This is a genomic window from Paraburkholderia mimosarum LMG 23256 = NBRC 106338 (genome assembly GCF_000739815.1).
Taxonomy (GTDB): domain Bacteria; phylum Pseudomonadota; class Gammaproteobacteria; order Burkholderiales; family Burkholderiaceae; genus Paraburkholderia; species Paraburkholderia mimosarum.
This window is the reverse complement of sequence record NZ_BBJJ01000032.1, coordinates 12,701-39,095: the sequence shown is the minus strand read 5'-3', so window position 1 is coordinate 39,095 and position 26,395 is coordinate 12,701. Positions and strand designations below refer to the sequence as shown.

General features: G+C 64.7%; 22 protein-coding genes. 7 read left to right on the top strand and 15 right to left on the bottom strand.

Going from position 1 to position 26,395, the window contains the following annotated elements:
* Positions 1-6 precede the first annotated feature (6 nt).
* Together BMI01S_RS22405 and BMI01S_RS22400 are read right to left on the bottom strand one after the other, a co-directional pair.
* Complete coding sequence (locus tag BMI01S_RS22405; protein ID WP_042290618.1) at positions 7-1,725, bottom strand: long-chain fatty acid--CoA ligase; 1,719 nt, start codon at positions 1,723-1,725, stop codon at positions 7-9.
* Positions 1,726-1,885: 160 nt separating this feature from the next.
* Positions 1,886-2,659, bottom strand: coding sequence for an SDR family oxidoreductase (locus tag BMI01S_RS22400; protein ID WP_028230735.1), 774 nt, complete (start codon positions 2,657-2,659; stop codon positions 1,886-1,888).
* Positions 2,660-3,016: 357 nt separating this feature from the next.
* Between BMI01S_RS22400 and BMI01S_RS22395 the strand changes: the two genes are divergently transcribed.
* From BMI01S_RS22395 to BMI01S_RS22380, 4 genes are all read left to right on the top strand, one after another.
* A complete protein-coding gene (locus tag BMI01S_RS22395; protein WP_028230736.1) occupies positions 3,017-4,123 on the top strand; it encodes a porin in 1,107 nt (368 codons plus the stop codon).
* Positions 4,124-4,517: 394 nt separating this feature from the next.
* Entirely contained in the window at positions 4,518-5,741 is a 1,224-nt protein-coding gene (locus BMI01S_RS22390; protein ID WP_028230737.1) for an MFS transporter, read from the top strand.
* 196 nt (positions 5,742-5,937) lie between these two features.
* Complete coding sequence (locus BMI01S_RS22385; RefSeq protein ID WP_028230738.1) at positions 5,938-7,773, top strand: AMP-binding protein; 1,836 nt, start codon at positions 5,938-5,940, stop codon at positions 7,771-7,773.
* A 40-nt stretch (positions 7,774-7,813) separates the two neighbouring features.
* Positions 7,814-8,785: a DUF1571 domain-containing protein gene (locus tag BMI01S_RS22380; protein WP_161635523.1), complete on the top strand. Its 972-nt coding sequence runs from the start codon at positions 7,814-7,816 to the stop codon at positions 8,783-8,785.
* Here the strand turns inward: BMI01S_RS22380 and BMI01S_RS22375 are convergent.
* The 5 genes from BMI01S_RS22375 to BMI01S_RS40980 form a co-directional block, all read right to left on the bottom strand.
* The gene (locus tag BMI01S_RS22375) at positions 8,782-9,189 is read right to left on the bottom strand and encodes a hypothetical protein (RefSeq protein ID WP_028212182.1); all 408 of its coding nucleotides are present in this window, start codon (positions 9,187-9,189) and stop codon (positions 8,782-8,784) included. The two genes, BMI01S_RS22380 and BMI01S_RS22375, sit on opposite strands and share 4 nt — an antisense overlap.
* 75 nt (positions 9,190-9,264) lie before the next feature.
* A complete protein-coding gene (locus BMI01S_RS22370) occupies positions 9,265-10,866 on the bottom strand; it encodes an FAD-binding oxidoreductase (RefSeq protein ID WP_028230739.1) in 1,602 nt (533 codons plus the stop codon).
* Positions 10,867-10,921: 55 nt separating this feature from the next.
* Entirely contained in the window at positions 10,922-11,809 is an 888-nt protein-coding gene (locus BMI01S_RS22365; RefSeq protein ID WP_028230740.1) for an anti-sigma factor family protein, read from the bottom strand.
* Positions 11,806-12,357: a sigma-70 family RNA polymerase sigma factor gene (locus tag BMI01S_RS22360; protein ID WP_028230741.1), complete on the bottom strand. Its 552-nt coding sequence runs from the start codon at positions 12,355-12,357 to the stop codon at positions 11,806-11,808. The genes BMI01S_RS22365 and BMI01S_RS22360 overlap by 4 nt, the downstream gene beginning before the upstream one ends.
* 12 nt (positions 12,358-12,369) lie before the next feature.
* Positions 12,370-12,522, bottom strand: coding sequence for a hypothetical protein (locus BMI01S_RS40980; protein ID WP_154671218.1), 153 nt, complete (start codon positions 12,520-12,522; stop codon positions 12,370-12,372).
* 700 nt (positions 12,523-13,222) lie between these two features.
* Here BMI01S_RS40980 and hfq point away from each other — a divergent pair.
* Entirely contained in the window at positions 13,223-13,708 is a 486-nt protein-coding gene (hfq, locus tag BMI01S_RS22355) for an RNA chaperone Hfq (protein WP_028230742.1), read from the top strand.
* Between the two features lie 200 nt (positions 13,709-13,908).
* Positions 13,909-14,100 (top strand): hypothetical protein, encoded by a 192-nt coding sequence (locus BMI01S_RS39220; protein WP_081716014.1) that lies wholly within the window; start codon positions 13,909-13,911, stop codon positions 14,098-14,100.
* A gap of 114 nt (positions 14,101-14,214) precedes the next feature.
* Here the strand turns inward: BMI01S_RS39220 and BMI01S_RS22350 are convergent, their stop codons facing one another.
* Together BMI01S_RS22350 and BMI01S_RS40975 are read right to left on the bottom strand one after the other, a co-directional pair.
* Positions 14,215-14,949, bottom strand: a complete 735-nt coding sequence (locus BMI01S_RS22350) for a DUF2968 domain-containing protein (RefSeq protein ID WP_028230743.1) — start codon at positions 14,947-14,949, stop codon at positions 14,215-14,217.
* A 27-nt stretch (positions 14,950-14,976) separates the two neighbouring features.
* On the bottom strand, positions 14,977-15,174 hold the full coding sequence (locus BMI01S_RS40975) for a hypothetical protein (protein WP_154671219.1): 198 nt from the start codon (positions 15,172-15,174) through the stop codon (positions 14,977-14,979).
* A gap of 246 nt (positions 15,175-15,420) precedes the next feature.
* Between BMI01S_RS40975 and BMI01S_RS22345 the strand changes: the two genes are divergently transcribed.
* Positions 15,421-15,885 carry a DUF2147 domain-containing protein gene (locus BMI01S_RS22345; RefSeq protein WP_028230744.1) on the top strand — a complete coding sequence of 155 codons (465 nt, stop codon included), beginning with the start codon at positions 15,421-15,423 and terminating at the stop codon, positions 15,883-15,885.
* Positions 15,886-16,100: 215 nt separating this feature from the next.
* Here the strand turns inward: BMI01S_RS22345 and BMI01S_RS22340 are convergent, their stop codons facing one another.
* From BMI01S_RS22340 to typA, 6 genes are all read right to left on the bottom strand, one after another.
* Positions 16,101-16,565, bottom strand: a complete 465-nt coding sequence (locus BMI01S_RS22340; RefSeq protein WP_028230745.1) for a transposase — start codon at positions 16,563-16,565, stop codon at positions 16,101-16,103.
* Positions 16,566-16,729: 164 nt separating this feature from the next.
* Positions 16,730-17,827: a cell division protein ZapE gene (zapE, locus tag BMI01S_RS22335; protein ID WP_028212174.1), complete on the bottom strand. Its 1,098-nt coding sequence runs from the start codon at positions 17,825-17,827 to the stop codon at positions 16,730-16,732.
* Positions 17,828-17,949: 122 nt separating this feature from the next.
* Positions 17,950-19,380 (bottom strand): dihydrolipoyl dehydrogenase, encoded by a 1,431-nt coding sequence (gene lpdA / locus BMI01S_RS22330; RefSeq protein WP_028230746.1) that lies wholly within the window; start codon positions 19,378-19,380, stop codon positions 17,950-17,952.
* A gap of 134 nt (positions 19,381-19,514) precedes the next feature.
* Positions 19,515-20,783, bottom strand: a complete 1,269-nt coding sequence (gene odhB, locus BMI01S_RS22325; RefSeq protein WP_028230747.1) for a 2-oxoglutarate dehydrogenase complex dihydrolipoyllysine-residue succinyltransferase — start codon at positions 20,781-20,783, stop codon at positions 19,515-19,517.
* 119 nt (positions 20,784-20,902) lie between these two features.
* The gene (locus BMI01S_RS22320) at positions 20,903-23,767 is read right to left on the bottom strand and encodes a 2-oxoglutarate dehydrogenase E1 component (protein WP_028212171.1); all 2,865 of its coding nucleotides are present in this window, start codon (positions 23,765-23,767) and stop codon (positions 20,903-20,905) included.
* Positions 23,768-24,105: 338 nt separating this feature from the next.
* Entirely contained in the window at positions 24,106-25,932 is a 1,827-nt protein-coding gene (gene typA, locus BMI01S_RS22315) for a translational GTPase TypA (protein ID WP_028212170.1), read from the bottom strand.
* Between the last annotated feature and the right edge of the window lie 463 nt (positions 25,933-26,395).

The window sequence follows — 26,395 nt, the reverse complement described above, 5'->3', positions numbered from 1 at the left end:
ATGCGCTCATGCGCTACTGCGCGCCTCAGCCTCTTCTTCCTGCAGTTTGCGCCAGAGAATCTTGCCGCTGCCCGACTTCGGCAACGCGTCCACGAACTGCACGATGCGCGGCGCCTTGTACGCGGCCATGTTCTCGTGCGCCCAGGCGATGATGTCGTCTTCGCTCACGCTGCCCGCCTGCTTCGGATCGAGTACGACCACGGCCTTCACCGTCTCGCCACGCCGCGGATCCCGTGCACCGATGATGCACACTTCGTTGATCGCCGGATGCCGGTACATCAGCGCCTCCACCTCGGCGGGCCAAACCTTGTAGCCGGACGCATTGATCATGCGTTTGAGCCGGTCGGTCATGAAGTAATAGCCTTCCTCGTCGCGCCGCACGAGGTCGCCTGTGCGCAAAAAGCGCTTGCCGTCGCGCTCGATGAACGCTTCGCTCGTGGCCTCTGGCTGGTTCCAGTAGCCTTGCATGACCTGCGGCGCACGCATGATCAACTCGCCTGATTCCCCTGGCGCCACCTCCTCCAGCGTGATCGGATCCACGACGCGCGAATCGACGTCGAATACCGGAATGCCGAGGCACTGGGGCTTTGGGCGCTGCGGCGGATTGATATGGGTGGCCGCCATGGTTTCCGACATGCCATAGCCTTCCACGAAGTCGAGTCCGGTCAGGTCCTTGAGTTTCTTCACGACGGCGTCGGGCATCGTCGCGCCGCCGCCACGCATCCAGGCGAGGCTCGACAGGTCGTACTCGCGAATGCGCGGGTTCGAGATGAAGTCTACGACCATCGTCGAGATGGCCTGCCAGCCATTGATGCGGTAATGCTCGATCGCGCGGGCCGCTGCGTCGCGGTCCCAGCGCGGCAGCAACACCACGGTCGAGCCATTGTAGAGCGGGCTGTTCATGCCGCCCTGCATGCCGGTCACGTGAAAGAGCGGCAGCACCGAGAGTTGTACGGCATCCTGATGACTTGCGAACCAGTTGCAACCGCCTACGGCCGTCGCCATCACGCTGCGGTGCGTGTGCATGCAGCCCTTCGGCTTGCCCGTCGTACCCGAGGTGTACGGCATCACACAGAGGTCGTCGGGACCGGCGCTCAGCGCGCCGGGCACACGGTGCGCCTCGAGCACGTCGGCCCAATGAGCGACGCCCGGGCCGACCACGCAACGCGGCGCGCTCACGAATTCGGGCGGCGGCGAAAACGGCTCGCGCTCGAGATAGTCGCTATATGTTGCAACGAGCAGGTGCCTCAGGCCCTCGCTCCCGGCTTCCCGCACGAGCGGCGCGATGCGCGGGTAGAGATCCTGCGCGACGAAAGCCGTCGTCGCGCCGCTGTCTTCCACGTAGTGCGCAAGCTCTTCGGTGAGATTCATCGGATTGACAGGAACAACCACCGCATTGGCACGAAGGATGCCGTAATAGGCGATGATCCATTGCGGACTGTTCTGCATATACAGCAGCACTCGGTCGCCGGCCTTCACGCCGCATTCCTCCTGCAGATAGCCGGCCACGCGCTCGGCCTCGTCCTTGAACTGCGCGAACGTGACGGGTGTGTCGTAGAAGATGATGAACGGCTTGTCGGGATAGCGCGCCGCCGAAACCTCCGCGTTATAGAAGAGGTTCGTATGCGGAATGCTCAGATGCGGCGAAAGATGCGCAGGCCAATGCGGTGAAGGCAATGACGCGACCGGTGAAGTTGCGCAAAGCGCCGGGGCAGAAGTGGACATGGCAAGCTCCGTCGAGCGGTTCTCATGTTGAACGCGGCAGCCAGCCGTCTGTAGTCCTTTGCAGTTGCTGCAGCTGGCTGGCTTGTATACCGTGCGCTCAGGCGGGCGATCTGAGCAACGCGCCTGTCGCATGGGCGGACAGTCGTCCGCGGCGACGCAATCAGACGATGCTCGAGCCGCCATCGACAGCCAGATACTGGCCCGTCACATGGCGCGCCGCCTGACTCGCGAGAAACACGACGGCACCCTTGAGGTCGTCTTCGTCGCCGAGCCGGTGAAGCGGCGTATGGTCGATCACGCTCTGCCCGAGCTTGTCGAGCAGCCCGGCCGACATCTTCGAGGGAAAGAAGCCAGGGCAGATCGCATTCACATTGATGTTGTACTTGCCCCACTCGGCGGCCAGCGCGCGCGTGAAATTGATGGCCGCGGCCTTCGACGTGTTATACGCGATCGCCTGCATGGCACCGAGCGAGCCCTTCAGGCCGGCGATGGACGCCACGTTGATGATCTTGCCGCGCTGGCGCGGGATCATGCTGCGCTTGCCCACTTCACGCGCGAGAAAAAACGGGGCATTCACATTGAGGTTCATGACCTTGTGCCACGCCTCGTCGGGATAGTCTTCTGCGGGCGCGCCCCACGTGGCGCCCGCGTTGTTGACGAGAATGTCGATCCGGCCGCAGGCCGCAAGCGCCTCGCCCACGAGCGGCGCCACGGCCTCGGGTCGCTGCAGGTCGCTCACGAGCGTCGTCGCCGTGATGCCAGACTGCTCCAGCGTGCTTGCCGCCTGCGCGAGCTCATCGGCCTTGCGCGCCGCGATGACGACGTGGCAGCCCATCTCGCCGAGCGCCTGCGCCATCTGCAGACCCAGCCCGCGCGAACCGCCCGTGACGAGCGCCACCTGCCCGCCCAGTTCGAACATTTCCCTGACCCGCATGCCTTCGTCTCCTTGATGTCTGCAACTGCCGCAGTTCCGGGCTGCGCAACGGTACGAGCCTGGAACGATGTTAGCGAGACTCACGGGTCGCGAGAATAGGGAAAAGCACGACCGTTCATAACGAATATGGGAGGGGCCGTGGCACCTTCATCGCGCGGGCGGCTCGCCCGGCGCGCCGCGCTCGCGCACGGTCCACTGCGCGCTCAATCGTTGCAAACGCGCGACAGCGTGCGTTTTCATCAATCCGGGGAGCGACTATCATCGGCCCCCGCGGCCATCACCCATTGGCGCGGCAGATGAAAAATACCGGCCCCGGCACCCCGGCGGTCCGACCAACTTACAAAAAGGATTACACAAGTGAGACACACCCAGATCGCAACGGCCGTTGGCGGCATCGCGCTCGCACTGGCTTGCCAGTCCAGCTTCGCACAAAGCTCGGTCACGCTCTACGGCATCGTCGATACCAGCATCCGCTACCTCACGAACGCCAACGCCAACAACGATAGCCAGGTCCAGATGGGCGTCGGCCCGATCACCGGTAGCCGATGGGGCATGAAGGGCAGCGAGGACCTGGGCGGCGGCCTGAAGGCCGTGTTCCGTCTCGAGAACGGGTTCAATCTCTGGAACGGCCAACTGGCCAGCTCGAACACGCTGTTCAATCGGATGGCGTACGTCGGCGTATCGAGCGACAAGTACGGCACGGTCACCATGGGCCGTCAGAACACGCCGCTGTTCGACCAGCTGGGTAACACGTTCGACCCGCTGACCGTCGGCAACTTCGACCAGGACGGCTGGCTGCCGGGCGCACTCGGCTATGGTCTGCGTCAGAACAACTCGGTCAAGTACGACGGCAAGTTCGGGGGCCTCCAGATCGAAGGCATGTACAGCTTCGGCGGCGTGCCGGGCAGCCTCGGCGCGAGCAACATGTACGGCTTCACGGCCACCTACGCGGCCGGTCCGGTCTCGCTGCTCGCCGGCTACCAGCAGAACAGCGACGCGCACAACAACAAGTACCGCGTGGCCAACCTCGGCGCGGTCTACGCTATCGGTCCGGTCCATCTGTACGGCGGCTGGCTGTGGGGCCAGGACAACACGGGCGTGGTGGACCAGTACATGGCAGCCGCGAACTCGCCCGCTGCGATCAATTTCGTGACGCCCGTGACGAAGACCAACCGCATCGACAACGGCCTCTATGCCGGCGCGACGTGGCAGGTCACTTCGCCGCTGCAGCTGACGGCAGCGTACTATTACGACCACGCCAAAAACGGCCTGAACGCAGACGGCGTCACGCTCAGCACCGGCGTGCGCTACTCGGCCGTGCTGCTGGCCGAGTACTCGCTGTCCAAGCGCACCGAAGTGTACGGCACGGTCGACTTCATGCGCGGCACCGGCTCGACAACGGCCGACTTCCCGGGCCGCAACAACCAGACCGGCGTTGCTGTCGGCCTGCGCAACATCTTCTAATAGCGGGTTGCATTGCCGGATCTGACGACCGGCTGGACGGCGGCGCGGCGCCTCGAGCGCTGCGCCGCCGTTTTTCGTTGGGGCGCCGACTCCCCGCGCGCCGCGGATACCGGCGAAGCCATCTGACGGCGCGGTCGTTTTTATTCATTACCTGGTAGTCCTTCTTTTAAATACCGGATATTTGTTTACATTTTAATTACGATAAAAACAAAAAGCTTTCCCCGATCGCGAGTTCACCAGGGATTACTACCGGTTGCAGTGCGGATGCATGCGAATGTTTAATCCCGGGCGTACACTGGAAAGCGACCCAATGCGGAGTGCCGATTTCAGGCACACAAAGGATGCCTGGACGCGGCGCAGGAGACCAGGCATTGCCCAGGTTCACAGGAGAAAAATCAACATGAACTGGACGCGGGAACAAAAGAACGTCACGATCGCGGCGTACCTGGGATGGACGCTCGATGCGTTCGATTTCTTTCTGATGGTTTTCGTTCTGAAAGACATCGCCAACGAATTCAATACAAAAATCCCGGCCGTGGCTTTCGCCATCACGCTCACGCTGGCCATGCGTCCGATCGGCGCGCTGATCTTCGGCCGGATGGCCGACAAATACGGCCGCCGCCCTACGCTGATGATCAACATCGCGTGCTATTCGCTGTTCGAGCTGCTCACCGGCTTCTCGCCCAACCTCACGACCTTCATCGTCCTGCGTGCGCTGTTCGGCGTCGCGATGGGCGGCGAATGGGGCGTCGGTTCCGCGCTCACCATGGAAACCATTCCGCCCAAGGCGCGCGGTATCGTTTCCGGCCTGCTGCAAGCGGGCTACCCGAGCGGCTTCCTGCTCGCCTCGGTCGTGTTCGGCGTGCTGTATCCGTACATCGGGTGGCGCGGCATGTTCTTCGTCGGCGTGCTGCCCGCGCTGCTCGTGCTCTACGTGCGCGCAAACGTGCCCGAGTCGCCCGCGTTCAAGGAGATGGAAAAGCGCCCGCGTCCGAGCCTGCTCAGCACGCTCAGGCACAACTGGAAACTTTCCCTGTACGCCATCGTGCTGATGACGGCGTTCAACTTCTTCTCTCACGGCACGCAGGATCTCTATCCGACCTTCCTGCGCGAACAGCATCACTTCGATCCGCACACCGTCTCGATCATCACCATCGTGCTCAATATCGGCGCGATCGTGGGCGGTCTCTCCTTCGGCCAGCTTTCGGAGAGGATCGGCCGCCGCAAGGCGATCTTCATTGCCGCACTGATCGCGCTGCCCGTGCTGCCGCTGTGGGCATTTTCGCAAGGGCCGGTGCTGCTCGCGCTCGGTGCCTTCCTCATGCAGATTTCGGTGCAAGGCGCATGGGGCGTGATCCCCGTGCATCTCAACGAGATCTCGCCCGACGAAGTACGTGCCACCTTCCCGGGTCTCGTTTACCAGCTCGGGAACCTGTTCGCTTCGGTGAACGCCACGCTGCAGGCATCGCTCGCCGAGACGCATAACCAGAACTACTCGATGGCCATGGCGATCGTCGCCGGCACGGTGGCAGTCGTGATCGCGGTGCTGATCCCGTTCAGCCGCGAACGGCGCGGCATCGACATGACGCAAACCGCGAGAGAAGTGTCCAACGTCTGAGCGAGGCATGCGGCGGCGCCATGGCGCCGCACCGCAGCAACCCACGAAAGGCCGTGCCGGGTTCGCCCGCGCGGCCTTTTTGCTATGTTTATTCTTGCCAGGCAAGGCGTACGCGCACCGGGTAAGACCCCCTCGCCACCCGGGGCCCCGCGTTGCATCATGAAAGCGGTCACGCATCGTCGTCCGGAGATCCAGCATGAGCGAAACGCCCCCGCACGATCCGGCAAGCGCCGCAGTCGCCGCCGTCCATGGGGTTGCCTCGCCCGAGGCAACCCAGCCGGCAGCAACCGTCCCATTAGCGTCGCCACCCGACACCGATGGCATCTGGTACGCCTCGTACCCGCCCGGCGTGCCGCAAGAGATCGCTGCGAGCCAGTACGCCTCGCTCAGTCACTTCTTCGACGACTGCACGGCGCGCTTTGGCGAGCGCGTCGCGTACGTAAGCGCCGGCTCACCCATGACCTACGCCGCGCTCTCGCGCAAGGCCACGGCGTTTGCGTCCTGGCTGCAAGGCGCGGGCGTGCGGCCGGGCGAGCGCGTCGCGATCATGCTGCCGAACACCCTCCAGTATCCGGTCGCCCTCTTCGGCACGCTCAAGGCCGGTGCCGTGGTCGTCAACGTCAATCCGCTCTATACCGTGCGCGAGCTCGCGCATCAGTTGCAGGACAGCGGCGCGCAAACCATCGTCGTGTTCGAGAATTTCGCGGCCACGCTCGAGGCGGCACTGCCCGGCACGCAGGTGCAACGCGTGGTCGTGACGGCGCTCGGCGATCTGCTGGGCGAAGGTCTCAACCTCAAGGGCCGCTTCATCAACTTCATGTTGCGCCACGTGAAGAAGATGGTGCCGCCTTACCGCCTGCCTCAGGCGGTGAGTCTTCTCGACGCGCTCGCGCAAGGTGCACGCGCGCCGCGCGCGCCCATCGCGACCAGCGCCGATGATCTCGCGTTTCTCCAGTACACCGGCGGCACCACGGGTGTCGCGAAAGGCGCGATGCTCACGCACGGCACCGTGCTCGCGAACGTGCAGCAAGCCAAGGCCTGGATCGGCAATCAGCTCGACGCGAAGGCCGAGACCGTGCTCACGCCGCTGCCGCTCTATCACATCTATTCGCTCACCATCAACGCACTGATCTTCATGGCGCTCGGCGGGCGCAACATCCTCATCGCCAATCCGCGCGACATGAAGCGCGTCATGTCGATTCTTCGTCACGAGACGTTCAGCTGCATCAGCGCCGTCAACACGCTCTACAGCGCGCTGCTCGACAACGAGGAATTCCGCCAGCGCGACTTCTCCGGCCTGAAGCTCGCAATGGCAGGCGGCATGGCCATGCAGAAAGCCGTCGCCGACCGTTTCAGGGCAGTGACCGGCAAGCCGGTCGTGGAGGGCTACGGACTCACGGAATGCTCGCCGATCGTCTCGATGAATCCCGTGGACGTCGAGCACAGGGATGCAGGCGCGGCGCATCCCGAAGGTTCGATCGGCCTGCCCGCGCCGTCCACGCAGGTGCGCTTTCGCAAGGACGACGGCACGTGGGCCAATATCGGCGAAGCGGGTGAACTCTGCGTGAAGGGGCCGCAGGTTATGAAAGGCTACTGGAATCGCCCGGACGAAACGGCAAAGGTGTTCGCAGACGGCTGGCTCATGACGGGCGACATCGGCGTGATGGACGCACGCGGCTATATCCGCCTCGTCGATCGCAAGAAGGACATGATCCTCGTGTCCGGATTCAACGTGTATCCCAACGAGATCGAAGACGTCTTGGCGATGCACCCGGGCGTGCGCGAGGTCGCGGCGATCGGCGTGCCCGATCCGGTGCAGGGAGAGCGCGTGAAAGTGTTCGTCGTGAAGCGCGACCCCGGCCTCACCGAAGCGGCAGTGATCCAGTTCTGCCGCCAGCAGCTCACGGGCTACAAGGTGCCGCGTGTCGTGGAGTTTCGCGAGGCGCTGCCGCAATCGACCATCGGCAAGATCCTGCGCCGCCAGTTGCGCGACGAAGAAATCGCCAAGACCGGGAAGCAATCGCAGACGTAAAACGTTGATGCGATGTCGGCGCATCGTGGAGAGCCCGTCGATGACGTTCTGCCTAATGCGTTTTCTCACTCGATCACGTTTCTCGCCGCGTATGCAAACGCGCGCGGGCATCGTGGATCGCGGTGTCCACCGCTCAGTTGACGGCTTCGTTGTGCGCCTGGTCATCTGCCTCGTCACACTGTTCGGACTCCTGACCCTGACCGTAGCAGGCGCGAACGAAGCAGGGGTCGAGGCACCGCCATCCCGCGCAGGCTCACTCGCGCCCAACGCGCAGGTGCGCTGGCTCCAGCGCGCCGCCCGTGACGGCACGCTGGCGCGGCTCGACGACACACAGCTCGTCGCACTCTTCACCGCCCTGAATCCGGACACGCTCGCGCGCTATATCGCGGCGGGGCCCAATGGCTACGCATCGTGCCAGTTCGTGATGCGCCATCGCGAGCGCATCGACGGTCGCTGGCCTGCGACGGCCGATCATCTGCTCGTGCGCGTCGCGCACGATCCGCTGCGGCTTTACGCGCGCTGGCTGCCCGACGGCGCGCACGCGGGCCAGGAAGTGCTTTACGATGCCGCGCATCGCTCAGACGAAATGTACGGCCACGCGGGCGGCCTCCTCGGCGCCGTGTCGATGTGGACGCAGCTCGACGGCGCATTCGCGCGCTCGCAGTCGCACCATCGGCTCACCGAGCTCGGCACCGAGCCCATCGCCCAGCACTTCCTCGACAATTATGCGCGGCTGTCCGCTGCGGGCGCGGGACGACCTTCGCGCATTGCAGTCGAGACGCGCGACGGTGTGCGCGTCGTCACGTTCACCTGGCAGGCGCCGCCCGGCGCGCAAGGCTTGCCGGCAAGCCGCGAGACGCTGGGCCTCGATTTGCGGCACCCGTGGTTCCGCACGGTGCAGTCGTACGACGGCGAAGGGCGGCTCGTCGAAGACATCGTGATCGAACGCATCGAACCCCAAACCTTCGACGCCTTGACGTTCGACGCGCGCAATCCCGACTATCGCTTTTAGCCGGCGCGGGACGGCAAGGCGACGAAGTCGAGCAGCGTCACGCCGCGAGTCATTGCGAGACGCGCGAGCACGAAGCGGTCCGAAGGTCGCAACGCGCCGATCAGCGTTGCGCCCCGCTCGATGTGTCGCACCATCCGGGCGTGCCAAAGCTCGCCGATGTCGCCAATGGCCAGATCGGCTGCAAGATCGCCGGTGGCCCAGACAACGCATCCTGCGCGCGCCGCCTCGCGGGCGAGTTCGAGGCCGTGCGCCAATGACGGATCGAACACGGCGCCAGTCACCGCGCTCCATGGCGCGCTCGCATGAGGCACACGTCCGGCGAACGCCAACCCGAGCGACTGCGCCTGACAGGCCGAGCCGAGCGCAACGACACCTGCATCGCGCAGAAAAGTCCGCCGGTCCATCGCGTCCTCCTTGTGCTCTCCTGTCGCCATGCGACAAGTCATGCGGCCCGCGCGCGCTTTCACTACGCGCTTTCACTACGTATAGCCGCGCTCGGCACGCCACGCCGAAGGCCAGATGCCCTGCTTGCCGGGCGCGAGCACGCCTTGCGGATCGAGCGCATCCTTCACCGTCTGCGCGAGGCGCAGGAGCGCGCCGTCGTTGTAGCCATACTGCGCCGCGGCGTAGTCCATGTAGATCAGATGCGAGCGGTACACGCCATAGCCAGCCGCGCCCGCATCGCTCATCAGCGCTCGCAGGAGGTCGCCCGCACGTTCGGCGTCGGCGCGGCGCTCGCGCGCGAAGATCGCCGCGAACACGTGATGCAGATGGCGCCCCGCCGCAGTGAACCCGCCGTAGTAGTCGAAGCCGTATTCGGCCGCCCGCGCCTTCACGAGTGCGTACTGGCGCAGCGCATCGCGGCCGTCGGCGGGACAAAGCGGCGAGAAGTCCACGTGCGCGCCGTTGCCGCCGCGCCAGTCGAGCATGCGAAACGCGGTCATCGCGGGAATACCCGCGAGATTGCGGTCGGCGCCGCCCTGCGGTTCTTCGCCTTCGGCGTAACGCCGGGCCGCGAAGCGTGCATCGGGCACGCCGGCGAATGCCCGCTCGACGATGCGCCGCTGCGCATCGATCACCTCGGGCGCGCCATAGAGCGCGTAGTGCAGATTCCAGCGGCCCACCCCAAGGTCGCGCTGCATCGCCGCGACGGCGGCCTCGGGCATCGCGCCCTCGCCTTCGTACCAGCGCGAGCGCGGCGCGAGACTCGCGGCGCGCCGGATCGCGCCTTCGATCACCGCGTGCTGGCGTATCGTGCCGTCGAGCTGCAGCGCGCGCAGCGTATCGACGATCACGGCGAGATCGTCCTCGCGCGCGAAGTGAATCTCGCCGATCACGAACGCCTGCGGCGCCGGCATGAGCCAGAGCCCCATCTTCGTCACGATGCCGTAGTTCGATTGCGCGAAGAGCGCATCGAACGAAGGACCATAGCCGGGCTTGTAGAGCTGCCAGGCCGTGCCGTTCTCGATCGCGCCCATGCCGGTGCGCACGACGTCGCCATTGGCGAGCACGACTTCCATGCCGCATTGCGCCGCCGCGTGGTCGCCGTACGCCGTCGTGCCGAAGCCGCGCTCCAGCGTGTTGCCGACGATGCTGCCCCAGCCCGCCGCGGGCGGATCGACCCACAGGCGCAGACGCTGCTCACGCAGGTGCGCGTGCAGGTCGAAGTAGCTCACGCCAGGCTCGACGCGCGCCCACGCGAGGCGCTCGTCCACTTCGAGGATACGGTTCATGCGCTGGAGATCGAGCACGATCGAGCCCGCCAGACGCGGCGCGGCACCGCCGTAGGCGAAGTTGCGGCCCGTGGAAACGGTCCAGATCGGCACGCGCGTCTCGTTTGCGACGCGCAGAATCGCGCGGATCTCTTCGACGTTGGCGGGGAGGATCGCCGCAGAAGGTGCGAAGGCATGCGGATCGGCGAGCGGCACGAACGGATCGAAATACGGTTCGAGCGATGCGCCGCCACGGCACACGTTCGGTGCGCCGACGATGCCCTCGAATGCCGCGAGCGCACGTGCAAAACGCGCCTCATCGATGCCAGGCGGCAAGGTGCGCACGACAGGAGGCACTGCGTCGCTCATCCATTCACTCCGCTACCCGCCCGACGACCGGTTCCGGACCGCCCGCGCTTCGCGCTCACCACTGCCCGGGTTTGCCACCCAGCACGCCGCACACATCGAAGGCGATTTCACGCAGCTTCGGCTCGGTCTGAGGCCCCGAGAGCGCGTAGCCCGTCCCGTCGTTGCTCCAGTAGAACGTGCGGCGGTTGCCGTCGCGCAAGAGGCGCACTGCGTCGCGGTCCGCGCCCGAGCTACCCACGTAGAGCGTGAGCCGCTCGCCCGCGTCGTTCTCGTACATGAATTGCGCAGCCGGCCCTGTGTTGCCCGGCAGAAGGCGGCCGCCCACCAGCGCATAGCCGTACTCGGCGAGCGACGGCACCGAGAGCGGCTTGCCAAGCCGCTTCGAGAGCCACGCAACGAGATGTGCCTCGTCGGCCGCGCCCACTTCCACGGGATGTCGCTGCTCCGGCGAATACACCGCGTAGGCGACATCGGCGCGGCGCGCGAACGCTTCCGGCGTTTCGATGCGCGCGGCCGGCGGCGTAGCGTCCGCGACGAATTCCGGCGCATGGCCGGGTGCAAGCCGCGGCACGAGCGCCGTGACCGCCACGGCGAACCCCGCACCCACGGCGACCCACGCCGCCGCCATGCCCGCGCGCCACCACCACGGCTCACGCGGACGCAGGACCAGCACGGCGGGTGCGGCGTCGAGCGCCGCCGCGGCATTGTCGGGCGCTGCCCGCTCTCCGGCCACTTGCGCGCTTTCGCACAACGCCTGCAGCGCGGCCTTTTGTGCACGATACGCCGCGACGCGCGCCGCCGCCTGCGGGTCGGCAGCGAGACGCGCCTGGAGCGCGTCGCGCCGGCCTGGCGGCAATTCGCCGTCGACGAACGCGCCGAGCATCGAAAGATCCTCATCGGGCGGCGAGCCTTCCCGTTCCTGGCCGAGATCTTCGTGTTTCATCTCATCGTCCCCACCACCCTGAGCGGCACTGTATGCCTTCCGGCGTCCTCTGCCGGCCCCGTCTCGAGCAGCGAGCGCAAGTGCTCGCGCGCGCGCGACAGGCGCGACATCACCGTGCCGCACGGCACCCCGAGCACCGCCGACGCTTCGCTATAGCTCAGCTCCTCGACGCACACGAGCAGCAGCACCTCGCGCTGCGCCGCCGGCAACGCATACAGCGCGCGCTGAAGATCGCGCAGCACGAGCCCGTCCACCTCGCCGTGCGGCGCTTCGAGCGTGCGCCATGGCGCGGCTTCGTCGTCGACGGCGATCTCGCGCCGCCCGCGTAGCTGATCGATGTAAAGGTGGCGCAGGATCGTGAGGAGCCACGCCCGCAGATTGCTTTGCGGACGAAACGAGGTCCAGCGCGAGAGCGCGCGCTCGGCCGCGTCCTGAACGAGGTCGTCAGCCCAGGCAGCGTCGCCCGTCAGCGCACGCGCATAGCGGCGCATGGGCCCGAGCTGCGCCACGACCTGCGCTTCGAACTCCGACGATGGATGGCGCAACACGCCGCACGCCGTTCAGTAGCCGCCGCCGCCGCCCGACGAGCCGCCCGAACTGGTCGACGACGCGCCGCCCTGATTCATGTCGCTGCACCCGCCAAGAGCGACGCCCGCAAGACCGGCCAACGCCGCACAAACGAGATACGCAAGCAATACGCGAAACGGCTTCATGGTCACCTCCGCTGAGATCGCACCTGGGTGCTCGAACGGTTTCGCCAGCGAGAACCTGCGAAACGCTGCACGCACCGCATGAGCGCGCCCTGCACTGTCGATACAGGATTAAACGTTACGGCGGTTGCGCTTATTCCGCCCGAGCGGCGAATTCGCTCGTTTCGCGAGAATCGCGGCAACGACCCGGCGCGGGAGCGGTAGAAAACCGACGCGGGGGAAGTGCCGAACAGGGTGCCAATACCGAGCGCCGGCGTGCGCCGCCGCACGGAACGAAGCCCGCGTGCGCCCCGAGAATCATCTGAGATCATCGCCATCGCGACCCAAGGACATTTGACCTGGCTTCCGCCGGGCTCGAATCCGACGAGCATGGCGCGCCGTCATGGTCTACGCTGTCTGGGTGAGCGGTGCGCGGCGCCAGGCCGCATTTGAGGGTCAGTGGATGGATTGCCCGCGCGCGTCGCCCTGAAAGCCGCTGTTGCCACGCGTCGAAACCCGTCTTCCGGACCTGCCCGCTTTCGGTGCCCGACGACGAGGGGCGCGGCGATGGATTTTCGTCGACCTGCGGCCGCGGCCGCGAGCCGGTATAGTTCTGCAGTAACCTTACTTCCCCGCGCGCGCGCTTCGCCGACACAAGGTAGAATCGCGGCGAGCAAACGTTCCAACTGATTGCGGCATTGCGCCGCCTGGCCAAACCTAGTCCATGCCTTCCGCAGAATCGCACCCGCAAAACGACTTCATGAACGCCGCGCGTAAGGAAAGAAAGCGCGTCGAAATTTACCTGGTCAACGGCATTCGCCTGACCGGGTGCATCGAGTCGTTCGATCAGTACCTGGTGATGCTGCGCACGCCCGTTGGCTTGCAAGGCATCTACAAGCGTGCCATCTCGACCATTCAGCTCGACACGGGCACCCGCCCGGGACCGCGCCCGGGCGGCGCCCGCAGTTCGCATGGCGAACACACGAGCCGCGGCCCGCACGGTAGCCACGGCGGTCATGGCCAGCGCGAGCCGAGAGAACCGCGCGAGCCTCGCGAAAACTGGTCTGCGCCTTCCTCCGGCGCGCCTTCCGGCACCGAGCGCCCGTCGCAGGACGGCCCGGTAGTCGTCACGCGCCGCCGCCGTCTGTACGGTGCCGTGAACAACGGCGGTAACGGCGGCAACAGCGGCGAAGGCAACGGCAACAACTGAGCCGCCGCGCAGGGCGCTGCCTGCCGGCCACGCGGCAAACCGGCCTCCTTGCTCTCCAGTCTGACCGGGCGCGCCAAGGCGCGCCGGATCCGCAGGGTCTCTTACGCGCACAGGGGACTTGCGCTGCGCCCAAGACTGCGTCGCGGGCGTGGTCTTCCGTTTGCGTTATGCTGAATGACGCAATCGCCAAGGAGCCCCCCATGAGCGCATCCAGGCCGCAAACGCCGCCATCCTCGCAGGACGATCTACTCGACGAAGCGCTCAAGGAAACTTTTCCGGCGAGCGATCCTATTGCCGTCGATCCATCGCCTGCCGCCCCGCGATCCAGAAAGACCCATCCCGCAGGCGAAAGCCACAAGCACCGGGGCGCACATCGATCCGTCAAGCACTGAACGCGTGCCGTCCGCGTTCCCGCCCTTGCAGCTTTACGCCATGAAAAAAGCGGAGAGTCCAGGACGCTCCGCCTTTTTTGCCACAGACATGCCACGCGCGCCGGCAACGTCCGATCAGCGGATCGGCAGGCCGCCTTCCACCTGCTGTTGCAGCTCGCGCACCTGGCGCTGCACCGTGCGCAGTTGCGCCTGTGCCGCCGTCTTCTGCGCCTGCAACGCGTTCGCCTGATCGCGGCCCTGCTTCTGCTGGTCAGCGACGAGCGCCTGCTGCTCGCGTGCGATGGCCAGATCTGCCTGTAGCCGGTTTGCGTGCTCTTGCGTGAGCGCGATCATGCGGTTCGTGAACGCTTTCTGGGCCTCGAGGCGCGTACGGCGGATTTCCACTTCCGCGAGCTGCGCCGATTTTTGCGCGAAGTCACGATAAATCGCTTCGGCGCGCGTCTCGTCGCTCGTCTTGATCACGCGCCAGAATGTCTTGTTCTGGAACAGCGAGACGTAGTACGTCATTTCCTTGCCGTAGAACAGCAGGCTCGCGCCGTATGACCCGTTATAGGTCGTGCGCAGTTCGCTGAGCTCGGTGCCGCGCAGCATTTGCTGCAACTCGGCCACGTTGCCCGCTGCGTTCTGGGTCGCCTCTTCAGGCGTGAGCGCAGCCGACTGGCTCGCCGCAAGCGCCTGTGCGGGCGTCACCGCCTGGTCGTTCGGCACGGCGGTTACGGCGGTGGTTTGTGCCGCGGGCGCCGCTGCTGCCGAATTGTCGGGCGGCGTCTGTGCGCAGCCCGTACCGATTCCCCCGATCAAGACCAGCACCGCCAGGGCGGTGCGACGAACTCTCCACTTGTAGTCCATGTAGTACCTGCTGAACAGTTCTAATTTTTACAAATCGGCACAATTATTACTCACTTTCACGATTTCCGGGCCGCTCACAAAAAATTTGCCGATTACGTATGTTTTCCCACAAAACGTCGTGAAAAATTCCCAGGATTTGCCCGGTGCCCTTGCATCGCCAGCCGTTTTGATCCAGTGCGCACGGGTGCGGCCGCCCTCGGCGATATGGCCTTTGTGGGCGGCCATGATCCCATGCGCGGGCATGCGACCCGCCAAAGCGAGCCAGGACGCTGACTTTCGACCGTCTCGCTCCCTATTGCATCCGGATTCCGCATTCGCGGTGCAGGTGTCGATGTTCGCACCCTGCGCGGTGAAACTAGAGTGCCTTCTCTCAAACGCGCAGGGGGCTTTCCAGTATCCTCGCCTGACCGTGCGGGGCCCAGCGCCGCGCGGATAGCATCGGCGTCACAAACAACATCAGTGGAGGAAGACATGAACCGATTCATGAGGCGCGTCGCACGCCCTGTCGCGCTCGCGAGCGTCCTGCTGTGCGGGGCCCTCGCCGCGCATGCGCAGACCGATACGCCCGTTGGCGTATGGCAAACCATCGACGACCAGACTGGCCAGCCGAAGGCGCTCGTGCAGATCAGCGCGGACGCGAACGGTGACCTGAGCGGCAAGGTCATCAAGGGGCTCAGCGGCAAGGATCAACCCGACCGGCGCTGCACGGCTTGCACCGATTCGCGCAAGGATCAGCCGATCCTCGGCATGACGATCATCGACAGCATGAAGAAAACCAACGACGGCTGGGATGGCGGCCACATCCTCGATCCGGAAAACGGCAAGGTGTACCGCTGCAAGATGCACACCGAAGACGGCGGCCAGAAGCTCGTCGTGCGCGGCTATCTGGGCATTGCACTACTGGGCCGTTCGCAAACCTGGGTACGCCAGCAGTGAGATAGAGGCTACGCACCCCGTGCGCAGGCTGCGCTGTGCCACGAGGGAGACGAACCGGCCGGAGCGGGCATGTGAGCCGCTTCGGCCGGGGCTTCGGAGGTATGCGAATGAACTAGTGGACAAGGACGCAGAGGACCACGCAGACAAGCACGCGAACGCCTACGCGGGAAGACCACGCGTCCCTCCGGGCGCGTTTGCGCCGTGCACCACTTGCGTTACGCCGTGTGGCGATACGCAGAGCGATAGTTGAACGAGTGCGACGGTGCGGCTGCAGGTGCTGCAGGTGCCGCCGGTACGAACGGAGAATTGCGCGGCGTGTTGCGCGTGGCTTCCTGCCTGCGCGCAGCCTTGTCGGCGCGGCTCGCGTGCCTGCGCATGCGCGTTTCGATGGTGTCGCACAACCTCACCCCTTTCTCGCCGAACAGCTCGGCCATCACGCGCTCGAGCACGCCTTCGTCGTGCCAGGTCTTGAAGCGCCGGTGGCAGGTTTGATACGAGGGGTAGCGGCGCGGCATGGCCGACCAGTTTGCGCCGCTATACATGACCCACAGCACGCCATTGAGCACCGACCGCGTATTGGTGAGCGGCCGGCCGCGTAGTTCGGAACGGGGGCGCAGTTCGGGCAGGAGCAGCATCACGCGCTGCCATTCTTCGTCGGTGATATCGCGGTGCGGAGTCATGGAGAGTCCTTTGTCAGAAACCGTGCTGACAAACGATATCCACTCGCTCCGGCCGCCCATATCAGACGACTCCGAATCTTGAAAAAGCCGCCGCGACGCGATTTGGCGAGAGACGCTCCGTGCTGGATGCGCCCTGCCCTCACAAGGCGTTCAGCGCCGCATCGTCAGGTCAGTGCCGTATCGACAACGCGGCGCGGCGTTTCGAGATATTCCTTCGACTGCATTTCGACGATGCGCGAAACCGTGCGCGTGAACTCGTTGGCCATCGGGCCTTCCACGTAGAGCTCCTCCGGCGGCACGGCAGCCGACATCAAAAGCTTCACCTTGTGGTCATAGAACACGTCGATGAGCCAGGTGAAACGGCGCGCCTCGGACTGCATGCGCGGCGTCATCTGCGGCACGCTGGAGAGGATGACGGCGTGGAAGCGGCTCGCGAGTTCCAGATAGTCGTTCTGCGAGCGCGGGCCGCCGCACAGCGTCGCGAAGTCGAACCACACGACGCCGTCCGCCTTGCGCAAGGCCTTCAGCTCACGCTTTTCGATGTGCAGGATCGGGCTCTCGTCGGGCACTGCGGCGAGCTGCGCGAACGAGTGGCGCAATGCCTTGTCGGCGGCGGCGCCCAGCGGCGTGTGATAGACCTCGACCTGCGCAAGCGTGCGCTGCCGGTAGTCGATGCCCGCATCCACGTTCAGCACGTCGAGCTTGCTCTTGATGAGCTCGATGGCGGGCAGCATGCGGTCGCGATGCAGGCCGTCCGGATAGAGCAGGTCGGGATCGTAGTTGGACGTCATCACGAACTGCACGCCGTTTTTGAAGAGCCCGTCGAGCAGGCGATAGAGGATCATCGCGTCGGCAATGTCCGAGACGTGGAATTCGTCGAAGCAGATCAGGCGATAGCGCTTCGCAATGCGGCGCGCGAGTTCGTCGAGCGGATCGGCCGTGCCCTTGAGTTCTTCGAGCTCGCGATGCACTTCGCGCATGAATTCGTGAAAGTGCAGGCGCGTCTTGCGCTGCAGCGGCACGACCGCATAGAAGCTGTCCATCAGGAAGCTCTTGCCGCGCCCCACCCCGCCCCACATGTAGACGCCGCGCGGCAGGTCCGGGTGGATCAAAAACTTCTTGAACGCGTTGGAGCGTCGCGACTTGTATTCGGCCCACTCGTCGTAGCACCGCTGCAGCCGGTCGATCGCGGCGCGCTGCGCCGTATCGGGCTTGTATCCCCGTTTCTGCAGTTCGTTTTCGTAGTATTCGGTGACGTTCATTTTGTGGACCACAAACGAGGAAAGGCGGGAGGGCAAATGCCCACCCGCCTCTGTACGTGATGCGAGGTACTGCGAAGCGGGGCGCCATCTCTTCGAAAGGCCGGCCGCCCCGCCCTTGCGCATTACATGTTGAGCGCGCGCTTGTCGGTGGCGAGCGCCGCTTCGCGCATGACTTCGGACAGCGACGGGTGCGGATGGCAGATGCGGCCGATGTCTTCGGCGGCCGCCTTGAACTCCATCGCCACCACGGCTTCCGCGACCAGGTCCGATGCGTTCGCCGAGATGATGTGCACGCCGAGCAGCTCGTCGGTCTTCGCGTCGGCGATCATCTTCACGAAGCCGTCGGCCTTGTTGATGCCGAGCGCGCGGCCGTTCGCCATGAACGGGAACTGGCCCGTCTTGATGTCGCGGCCTTCGGCCTTGAGCTGCTGCTCCGTCTTGCCGACCCATGCGATTTCCGGCTCGGTGTAGATCACCCACGGAATGCAGTTGTAGTCGATGTGCGGCTTCTGGCCGTCGATGATCTCGGCCACCAGCACGCCTTCGTCCTCGGCCTTGTGCGCGAGCATCGGGCCGCGCACCACGTCGCCGATCGCGTAGACGTTCGGCACGCTCGTCGCGCAGTGATCGTCGACGTCGATGAAGCCGCGCTCGTTGGCCTTCAGGCCGATCGCTTCGAGACCGAGGTTGTCGGTGTTCGGCACGCGGCCGACCGACACGATCAGGCGGTCGGCTTCGAGCACTTGCGCGTTGCCGTCCTTGTCGGTGTAGTTGATCGTGACGTTCTTCTCCGTCGCCTTCACTTCACCGACCTTCACGCCGACGTGAATGTCGAGACCCTGCTTCTTGAAGAGCTTGGCTGCTTCCTTCGCGAGCGCCTGGTCAGTCGCGCCGAGGAATTCCGGCAGCGCTTCGAGGATCGTGACGTCGGCGCCGAGGCGGCGCCATACCGAGCCGAGCTCCAGACCGATCACGCCTGCGCCGATCACGGCCAGCTTCTTCGGCACCGAGTCGAACGTGAGCGCGCCTTCGTTGTCGGAGATGATCTTGTTGTCGACCGGAATGCCAGGCAGGTGACGCGCCTTCGAGCCCGTCGCGATGATGACGTTCTTCGCCGTGACGACTTCAGTTTCACCTTCGCCGCTCACTTCGATCTGCACGCCGGCGTCGGTCTTGCCCGTGAACTTGCCATGGCCCTTGAGCCAGGTGATCTTGTTCTTGCGGAACAGGAACTCGATGCCCTTCGTCATCTTCTCGACGATGCCTTCCTTGCGGGCGATCATCTTCGCGACGTCGATCTTGACGTCACCCACGCTGATGCCGTGGTCGGCGAGGTGGTGCTGGGCGTTCTCGAACTCTTCCGACGAGGCGAGCAGCGCCTTCGACGGAATGCAGCCGACGTTCAGGCAGGTGCCGCCGAGCTTCAGCGCGCCGGCCGGGTTCTTCCATTTTTCGATACAGGCAACCGACTTGCCGAGCTGCGCGGCGCGGATCGCCGCGATATAGCCGCCGGGGCCGGCGCCGATCACGACGACGTCAAATTCTTTGGACATGGTCATCCTTTCGATACGTGAGCGCGGCGCGCGGACCCCGGTTTCCGGAATCCGCGCGCGCAGCGCTCAGTGTGGGACTGGTACTGGACTAACTGCGAGACTAACTGCGAGACTAACTGCGAGACGAACAGCGCTTACAGGTCGAGCAGCAGGCGAGCCGGATCTTCCAGCGCGTCCTTCATCGCGACGAGCGACAGCACGGCTTCGCGGCCGTCGATGATGCGGTGGTCGTACGACATCGCGAGGTAGTTCATCGGACGGATCACGATCTGGCCGTTCTCCACAACCGCACGCTCCTTCGTGGCGTGCACGCCGAGGATCGCCGACTGCGGCGGGTTGATGATCGGGGTCGAGAGCATCGAGCCGAACACGCCGCCGTTCGAGATCGAGAACGTACCGCCCGTCATTTCCTCGATCGAGAGTTTGCCGTCCTTGGCCTTCTGGCCGAATTCGGCGATCTTCTTCTCGATGTCGGCGAGGCTCATCTGGTCTGCATTGCGCAGGATGGGCACCACCAGACCGCGCGGCGAACCGACCGCGATACCGATGTCGAAGTAGCCGTGGTAGACGATGTCGTTGCCGTCGATCGACGCGTTCACGAGCGGGAACTTCTTCAGCGCATGCACGGCCGCCTTCACGAAGAACGACATGAAGCCGAGCTTCACGCCATGTTCCTTCTCGAACTTGTCCTTGTACTTGTTGCGCAGGTCCATGACCGGCGCCATGTTCACTTCGTTGAACGTCGTGAGGATGGCGTTGGTTTGCTGCGACTCGAGCAGACGCTCGGCGATACGCGCACGCAGACGCGACATCGGCACGCGCTGTTCCGGACGGTCGTTGAGCCAGTTCGCAGCCGATGCCGGTGCGCTGACTTGCGGCAGCGACGGCTTGGCGGCAGCCGGCTTCGATGCCGGTGCTGCTGCCGGAGCGGCCTTCGGTGCGCCAGCGCCGAGGACGTCCTGCTTCGTGATGCGGCCGTCACGGCCCGTGCCGGCGACGTCGGCACCCGACAGGCCCTTCTCGGCCATCAGCTTGTTCGCTGCGGGCGAGGCAATGGTGCTGCTCGAATCCGTAGCGGCGGCTGCAGCGGCCGGAGCGGCTGCAGGCGCGGCGGCAGCCGGAGCGGCAGCAACTGCGGGAGCAGCAGCAGCGCCAGCCTTGGCTTCCGTGTCGATCTTCGCGATCACTTGCTCGCTCGTGACGGTCGAGCCGTCGCCGACCACGATCTCGCTCAGCACGCCGGCTGCGGGCGCGGGCACTTCGAGCACGACCTTATCGGTTTCGATCTCGATGACGACTTCGTCCTGGGCGACAGCTTCGCCCGGCTTCTTCTTCCACTGCAGCATCGTGCCTTCCGACACCGACTCCGAAAACTGAGGGACCTTGACTTCTACGATAGCCATGTGATTTTCCTGAATACTTTATCGGGGACATCCCCGTATGACGAACCGGGTCGCGCACGTGAGCGCGGGAAAGTGCGCGTTTGTTCACACACTTTCCCGGTTCGGTTTGCTCTTTGTGCTTACTTCGCGACCTGCGCGCCCTTCAGGCGGCCGAACGCACCTTCGATCAGCGCCTTCTGCTGCTCGTAGTGCTTCGCGTAGTAGCCGACGGCCGGCGAGGCGGAAGCCGGACGGCCGCTGTACGCGAGCTTCTGGCCTTCCTTCATGCCTTCGCGCAGATGGTGCTCGATGTAGAACCACGGGCCCTGATTCTGCGGCTCGTCCTGCACCCAGACCACTTCCGTCGCGTTGTCGTACTTCTTCAGTTCCGCTTCGAACTGCTTGTGCGCGAACGGATAGAGCTGTTCGATACGGATGATCGCGACGTCGTTCGCCTTCGCTTCGCGGCGATGCGCGACGAGGTCGAAGTACACGCGGCCCGAGCAGGCCACCACGCGCTTGACCTTCTTCGCGTCGATGGCTTCGTCCACTTCACCGATGACCGGCTGGAATGTGCCCTTCGCGAGTTCGGACAGATCCGACACGGCTTCCTTGTGACGCAGCAGCGACTTCGGCGTGAAGATGATGAGCGGCTTGCGGAACAGGCGGATCATCTGGCGGCGCAGCACGTGGAAGATCTGGGCCGGCGTGGTCGGCTGAACGACCTGCATGTTGTGCTCGGCGCACAGTTGCAGGAAACGCTCGATACGCGCCGACGAGTGCTCCGGACCCTGGCCTTCGTAGCCGTGCGGCAGCAGCATCGTGAGACCCGACACGCGGCCCCACTTCACTTCGCCCGACGAGATGAACTGGTCGATCACGACCTGCGCACCGTTGACGAAGTCGCCGAACTGGCCTTCCCACGCGACGAGCGTGTTCGGCTCGGCGGTCGAGTAGCCGTATTCGAAGCCCAGCACCGCCTCTTCCGAGAGCACCGAGTCGATCACCGTGAACTGCGCCTGGTTCTCGCCGATGTTCTGCAGCGGGATGTAGGTGCCGTCGTTCCAGCGTTCGCGGTTCTGGTCGTGCAGAACGGCGTGGCGGTGCGTGAACGTGCCGCGGCCCGAGTCCTGGCCCGTGAGGCGCACTGCGTAGCCCGAAGCGACCAGCGACGCGAACGCGAGGTGTTCGCCCATGCCCCAGTCGAGCTTCGCTTCGCCCTTGCCCATCGCGCGGCGGTCGTTGATGACGCGCTCGACCAGCGGGTGAACCTTGAAGTTCTCGGGAATCGTGGTGATGCGTTCAGCGAGGCGCTTGAGCTCGGCGAGCGGCACTGCGGTATCGGCGGCGTCGGTCCACTTGCGGTTCAGGAACGGCACCCAGTCCACCGCGTACTTGCTCTTGTAGTTCGAGAGCACGGGGTCGACCGTGTGGTGACCTTCGTCCATCGCGGCGCGGTAGGCCTTGACGTAGTTGTCGCCGTCTTCGGCCGTGATGACGCCCTGCTGCACGAGCTTCTCGGCGTACAGCGCACGGGTGCCCGGGTGCTGCGCGATCTTCTTGTACATGAGCGGCTGCGTGACAGCCGGCGTGTCCTGCTCGTTGTGGCCGAGCTTGCGGAAGCAGACGATGTCGACGACCACGTCCTTGTGGAACTGCATGCGGAATTCGACCGCGAGCTGGATCGCCAGCACGACCGCTTCCGGATCGTCGCCGTTCACGTGCAGCACCGGCGCCTCGATCATCTTGACCACGTCGGTGCAGTAGAGCGTCGAACGCGCGTCGCGCGGGTCCGAGGTCGTGAAGCCGATCTGGTTGTTGATGACGATGTGCAGCGTGCCGTGCGTGCCGTAACCGCGCGTTTGCGCGAGGTTCAGCGTTTCCATCACGACGCCCTGGCCCGCGAAGGCCGCGTCGCCGTGGATCTGCACCGGCAGCACCTGCAGGCCGTTTTCGTCGCCGCGGCGATCCATACGGGCCTTCGCCGAACCCTCGACCACCGGGTTGACGATTTCGAGGTGCGACGGGTTGAACGCGAGCGACAGGTGGACCGGGCCGCCTTCGGTCGTGACGTCCGACGAGAAGCCCTTGTGGTACTTCACGTCGCCTGCCGGCAGGTCGTCGACGTGCTTGCCTTCGAATTCGGCGAAGAGGTCGGCCGGCATCTTGCCGAGCGTGTTGACCAGCACGTTCAGGCGGCCACGGTGAGCCATGCCGATGACGATTTCCTGCACGCCCTTCGCGCCTGCGTGACGGACGGTTTCGTCCATCGCGGCGATGAAGGACTCGCCGCCTTCGAGCGAGAAGCGCTTCTGGCCGACGTACTTGGTGTGCAGGAAGCGCTCGAGGCCTTCGGCGGCCGTCAGGCGCTGCAGGATGTGCTTCTTCTTCTCGTTCGAGAAGTTCGGCGTCGAGCGGATCGACTCGAGGCGCTCCTTCCACCAGCGCTTCTGTTCAGGATCGCTGATGTACATGTATTCCGCGCCGATCGTACCGCAGTACGTGTCGCGCAGCGCCTTGACGATCTCGCGCAACGACGCGCGCTCGAACCCGAAATACAGGTTCGTGGCGCTGAACGTCTCGTCCATGTCGGCTTCGGTGAAGTCGTAGAACGCGGGCTCGAGCTCGGGAATATTCGGACGTTCGCGACGCTTGAGCGGATCGAGGTTGGCCCATTGCGAGCCGAGGAATCGATACGCGCCGATCAAGGACTGAACGTAGACCTGCTTGCGCGCCGTGGCGAGATCTTCGCCGCCGCCGCGTGCAACGAATGCGTTGGCCTTCGCGCGTTGAGCGAAGGACTCGACGATCGGCCCGTGGGCGATGTCGTTGTCGGCAGTGCCACTCGACGACGGCACGTTTTGCAGTGCGTCGAAGTATTCGCGCCAGGTGTCCGGAACGGACGCAGGGTTGTCAAGATATGCTTCGTATAGCTCTTCGACATACGGAGCATTGCCGCCGAACAAATAGGAGTTCAGCTGGAATTGCTTCATCGTTTCCGACATTTACGCTCACCTTTCTTCGAGTTTCTCGAGAAATAGCGGGTTACTCAACCTTCCGCGCCACGGCCTGACCGTTTAGCGGATTGCGAATCAAGTCTGCTTGGAAGGACCTAAATCATGCATCGGCGGAAGTATAGCGCATAAGCGCATCTTTCCACATGATGCAATGCGACCGAACAACGCGCGGGAAGCCTTTGCATACGGGCTTTTGCGCCGTTCGCAATACTCCTTTCCTGCAGCGCAACACAATCTCCGCCAGACGCAAAAAAGCCGCCCGTAAAGCGGCGGCTCTTCTGTGTTTCTGTTTGCATTGCAGTGCGGAAAAAAGCGGTGACTGCAAATTACTCGGCAGCGGCTTCGCGGCTCGCGCGGCGACGCTCGTGCTCTTTGAGATGGCGCTTGCGCAGGCGGATCGACTGCGGCGTGACTTCCACGAGTTCGTCGTCGTCGATGAATTCCACCGCGTATTCGAGCGACATCTGGATCGGCGGCACGAGGCGCACGGCTTCGTCGGTGCCCGAGGCGCGCACGTTCGTGAGCTGCTTGCCCTTGATCGGGTTCACGACGAGGTCGTTGTCACGGCTGTGAATGCCGATGATCATGCCTTCGTACAGCGCGTCGCCCGGCTTCACGAACATGCGGCCGCGATCCTGCAGCTTCCACAGCGCGTAGGCAACGGCGGCGCCGTCGTCCTGCGAGATCAGCACGCCGTTGCGGCGTTCGCCGAGCGTCCCTTCCTTGATCGGGCCGTATGCATCGAACACGTGGCTCATCAGGCCCGTGCCGCGCGTGAGCGTCATGAACTCGCCCTGGAAGCCGATCAGGCCACGTGCCGGAATACGGTACTCCAGACGCGTGCGGCCACGGCTGTCCGACGCCATGTCGAGCATTTCGCCCTTGCGGCGGCCGAGTTCTTCCATCACGCCGCCCTGGTGGCTGTCTTCGACGTCCACGGTCAGCAATTCGTACGGCTCCTGCTTCACGCCGTCGACTTCGTGCAGCACCACGCGCGGACGCGACACGGCCAGCTCGTAACCTTCGCGGCGCATGTTTTCGATCAGGATCGTGAGGTGCAGTTCGCCACGGCCCGACACTTCGAACGTGGTTTCATCGCCGGTGTCCTTCACGCGCAGCGCGACGTTGTGGTTCAGCTCCTTCGTGAGACGGTCGCGGATCTGGCGGCTCGTCACGAACTTGCCTTCCTTGCCCGCGAGCGGCGACGAGTTCACGAGGAAGTTCATCGTGAGCGTCGGCTCGTCGACCGTGATCATCGGCAGGGCTTCGGGGTTGTCGATCGCGCAGATCGTCGCGCCGATGCCGATGTCTTCGATGCCGTTGATCAGCACGATGTCGCCCGCTTCGGCCGATTCGACCTGCACGCGCTCTAAGCCGCTGAACGACAGCACCTGGTTGATCTTGCGGTTCATCACCTCGCCATCCGGGCCGAAGCGCAGCGCCACGGGTTGACCGGGCTTGATGCGGCCGCGCTTGATCCGGCCCACGCCGATGCGGCCGACGTAGGTCGAATAGTCGAGTGACGTGATCTGGAGCTGCAGCGGGCCTTCCGGATCGGCGTCGCGCACGGGCACGTGCTCGAGGATCGCTTCGAACAGCGGGCGCATATCGCCTTCGCGCGCATCCGGGGAGAGCGAGGCGTAGCCGTTCAGGCCCGAGGCGTACACCACCGGGAAGTCGAGCTGCTCTTCGGTCGCGCCGAGCTTGTCGAACAGATCGAACGTCTGGTTGATCACCCAGTCGATGCGGGCACCCGGGCGGTCGATCTTGTTGACGACGACGATCGGCTTCAGGCCGAGCGCGAGCGCCTTCTTCGTGACGAAGCGCGTTTGCGGCATCGGGCCTTCCACGGCGTCGACGAGCAGCAGCACCGAGTCGACCATCGAGAGCACGCGCTCCACTTCGCCGCCGAAGTCGGCGTGGCCCGGGGTGTCGACGATGTTGATGTGGGTGCCTTCGTACTCGACCGCGCAATTCTTCGCGAGAATCGTGATGCCGCGCTCTTTTTCGATGTCGTTCGAATCCATGACGCGTTCGGCGATCTGCTGGTTGTCGCGGAAGGTGCCGGACTGGCGCAGCAGTTGGTCGACGAGCGTGGTCTTGCCGTGGTCGACGTGGGCAATGATGGCGATGTTGCGAAGAGCGCGGGACATAGGAACCTGGGTACAGTTGAGTGCGCCGCGCATGCCCTGCTGGCAGGCCCGGCTCGGGCGCGCGGCCACCGCCTCGAGCCCACCGGCACATTACAGGCAACTTTACATTTGCCTGGTTTTGCCTAGTGCTGGCGGCTCGGTTCAGCAGCGCTGCAATGGCGCACTTTTGGGAACCTGAAATTATAGCATGCGCGGATGAAATGATCCTGCGCAAATAAGGGAGCACCCTGGATCGGCTGGTGCCGGCGTGGCTGCGGCGCAACGTGGGCAATGCGATTCCGCCAGGATGGGCAGACCGGCGCAACTCGAGAAATATCCTAACCGGCGCGCGGTTCTCTGCGAATTTTCTCACGTCCCGCGGGGCGGATTAAGCCCCTACGCTGCAAAGGTTTCTCGGCAAAGGCAGAATAAACCTTGCCGCGTCAACTAACCGCCCCTATAATTCCTGCCTGGTCAACCATTG

What these genes read in the sequence shown, in the direction of transcription:
- BMI01S_RS22405 (WP_042290618.1), bottom strand. Translation starts at nt 1,725, where the DNA reads ATGTCCACTTCTGCCCCGGCGCTTTGCGCAACTTCACCGGTCGCGTCA.
- BMI01S_RS22400 (WP_028230735.1), bottom strand. Translation starts at nt 2,659, where the DNA reads ATGCGGGTCAGGGAAATGTTCGAACTGGGCGGGCAGGTGGCGCTCGTC.
- BMI01S_RS22385 (WP_028230738.1), top strand. Translation starts at nt 5,938, where the DNA reads ATGAGCGAAACGCCCCCGCACGATCCGGCAAGCGCCGCAGTCGCCGCC.
- BMI01S_RS22380 (WP_161635523.1), top strand. Translation starts at nt 7,814, where the DNA reads ATGACGTTCTGCCTAATGCGTTTTCTCACTCGATCACGTTTCTCGCCG.
- BMI01S_RS22375 (WP_028212182.1), bottom strand. Translation starts at nt 9,189, where the DNA reads ATGGACCGGCGGACTTTTCTGCGCGATGCAGGTGTCGTTGCGCTCGGC.
- BMI01S_RS22370 (WP_028230739.1), bottom strand. Translation starts at nt 10,866, where the DNA reads ATGAGCGACGCAGTGCCTCCTGTCGTGCGCACCTTGCCGCCTGGCATC.
- BMI01S_RS22365 (WP_028230740.1), bottom strand. Translation starts at nt 11,809, where the DNA reads ATGAAACACGAAGATCTCGGCCAGGAACGGGAAGGCTCGCCGCCCGAT.
- BMI01S_RS40980 (WP_154671218.1), bottom strand. Translation starts at nt 12,522, where the DNA reads ATGAAGCCGTTTCGCGTATTGCTTGCGTATCTCGTTTGTGCGGCGTTG.
- hfq (WP_028230742.1), top strand. Translation starts at nt 13,223, where the DNA reads ATGCCTTCCGCAGAATCGCACCCGCAAAACGACTTCATGAACGCCGCG.
- BMI01S_RS39220 (WP_081716014.1), top strand. Translation starts at nt 13,909, where the DNA reads ATGAGCGCATCCAGGCCGCAAACGCCGCCATCCTCGCAGGACGATCTA.
- BMI01S_RS22350 (WP_028230743.1), bottom strand. Translation starts at nt 14,949, where the DNA reads ATGGACTACAAGTGGAGAGTTCGTCGCACCGCCCTGGCGGTGCTGGTC.
- BMI01S_RS40975 (WP_154671219.1), bottom strand. Translation starts at nt 15,174, where the DNA reads ATGGCCGCCCACAAAGGCCATATCGCCGAGGGCGGCCGCACCCGTGCG.
- BMI01S_RS22345 (WP_028230744.1), top strand. Translation starts at nt 15,421, where the DNA reads ATGAACCGATTCATGAGGCGCGTCGCACGCCCTGTCGCGCTCGCGAGC.
- BMI01S_RS22340 (WP_028230745.1), bottom strand. Translation starts at nt 16,565, where the DNA reads ATGACTCCGCACCGCGATATCACCGACGAAGAATGGCAGCGCGTGATG.
- zapE (WP_028212174.1), bottom strand. Translation starts at nt 17,827, where the DNA reads ATGAACGTCACCGAATACTACGAAAACGAACTGCAGAAACGGGGATAC.
- lpdA (WP_028230746.1), bottom strand. Translation starts at nt 19,380, where the DNA reads ATGTCCAAAGAATTTGACGTCGTCGTGATCGGCGCCGGCCCCGGCGGC.
- odhB (WP_028230747.1), bottom strand. Translation starts at nt 20,783, where the DNA reads ATGGCTATCGTAGAAGTCAAGGTCCCTCAGTTTTCGGAGTCGGTGTCG.
- BMI01S_RS22320 (WP_028212171.1), bottom strand. Translation starts at nt 23,767, where the DNA reads ATGTCGGAAACGATGAAGCAATTCCAGCTGAACTCCTATTTGTTCGGC.
- typA (WP_028212170.1), bottom strand. Translation starts at nt 25,932, where the DNA reads ATGTCCCGCGCTCTTCGCAACATCGCCATCATTGCCCACGTCGACCAC.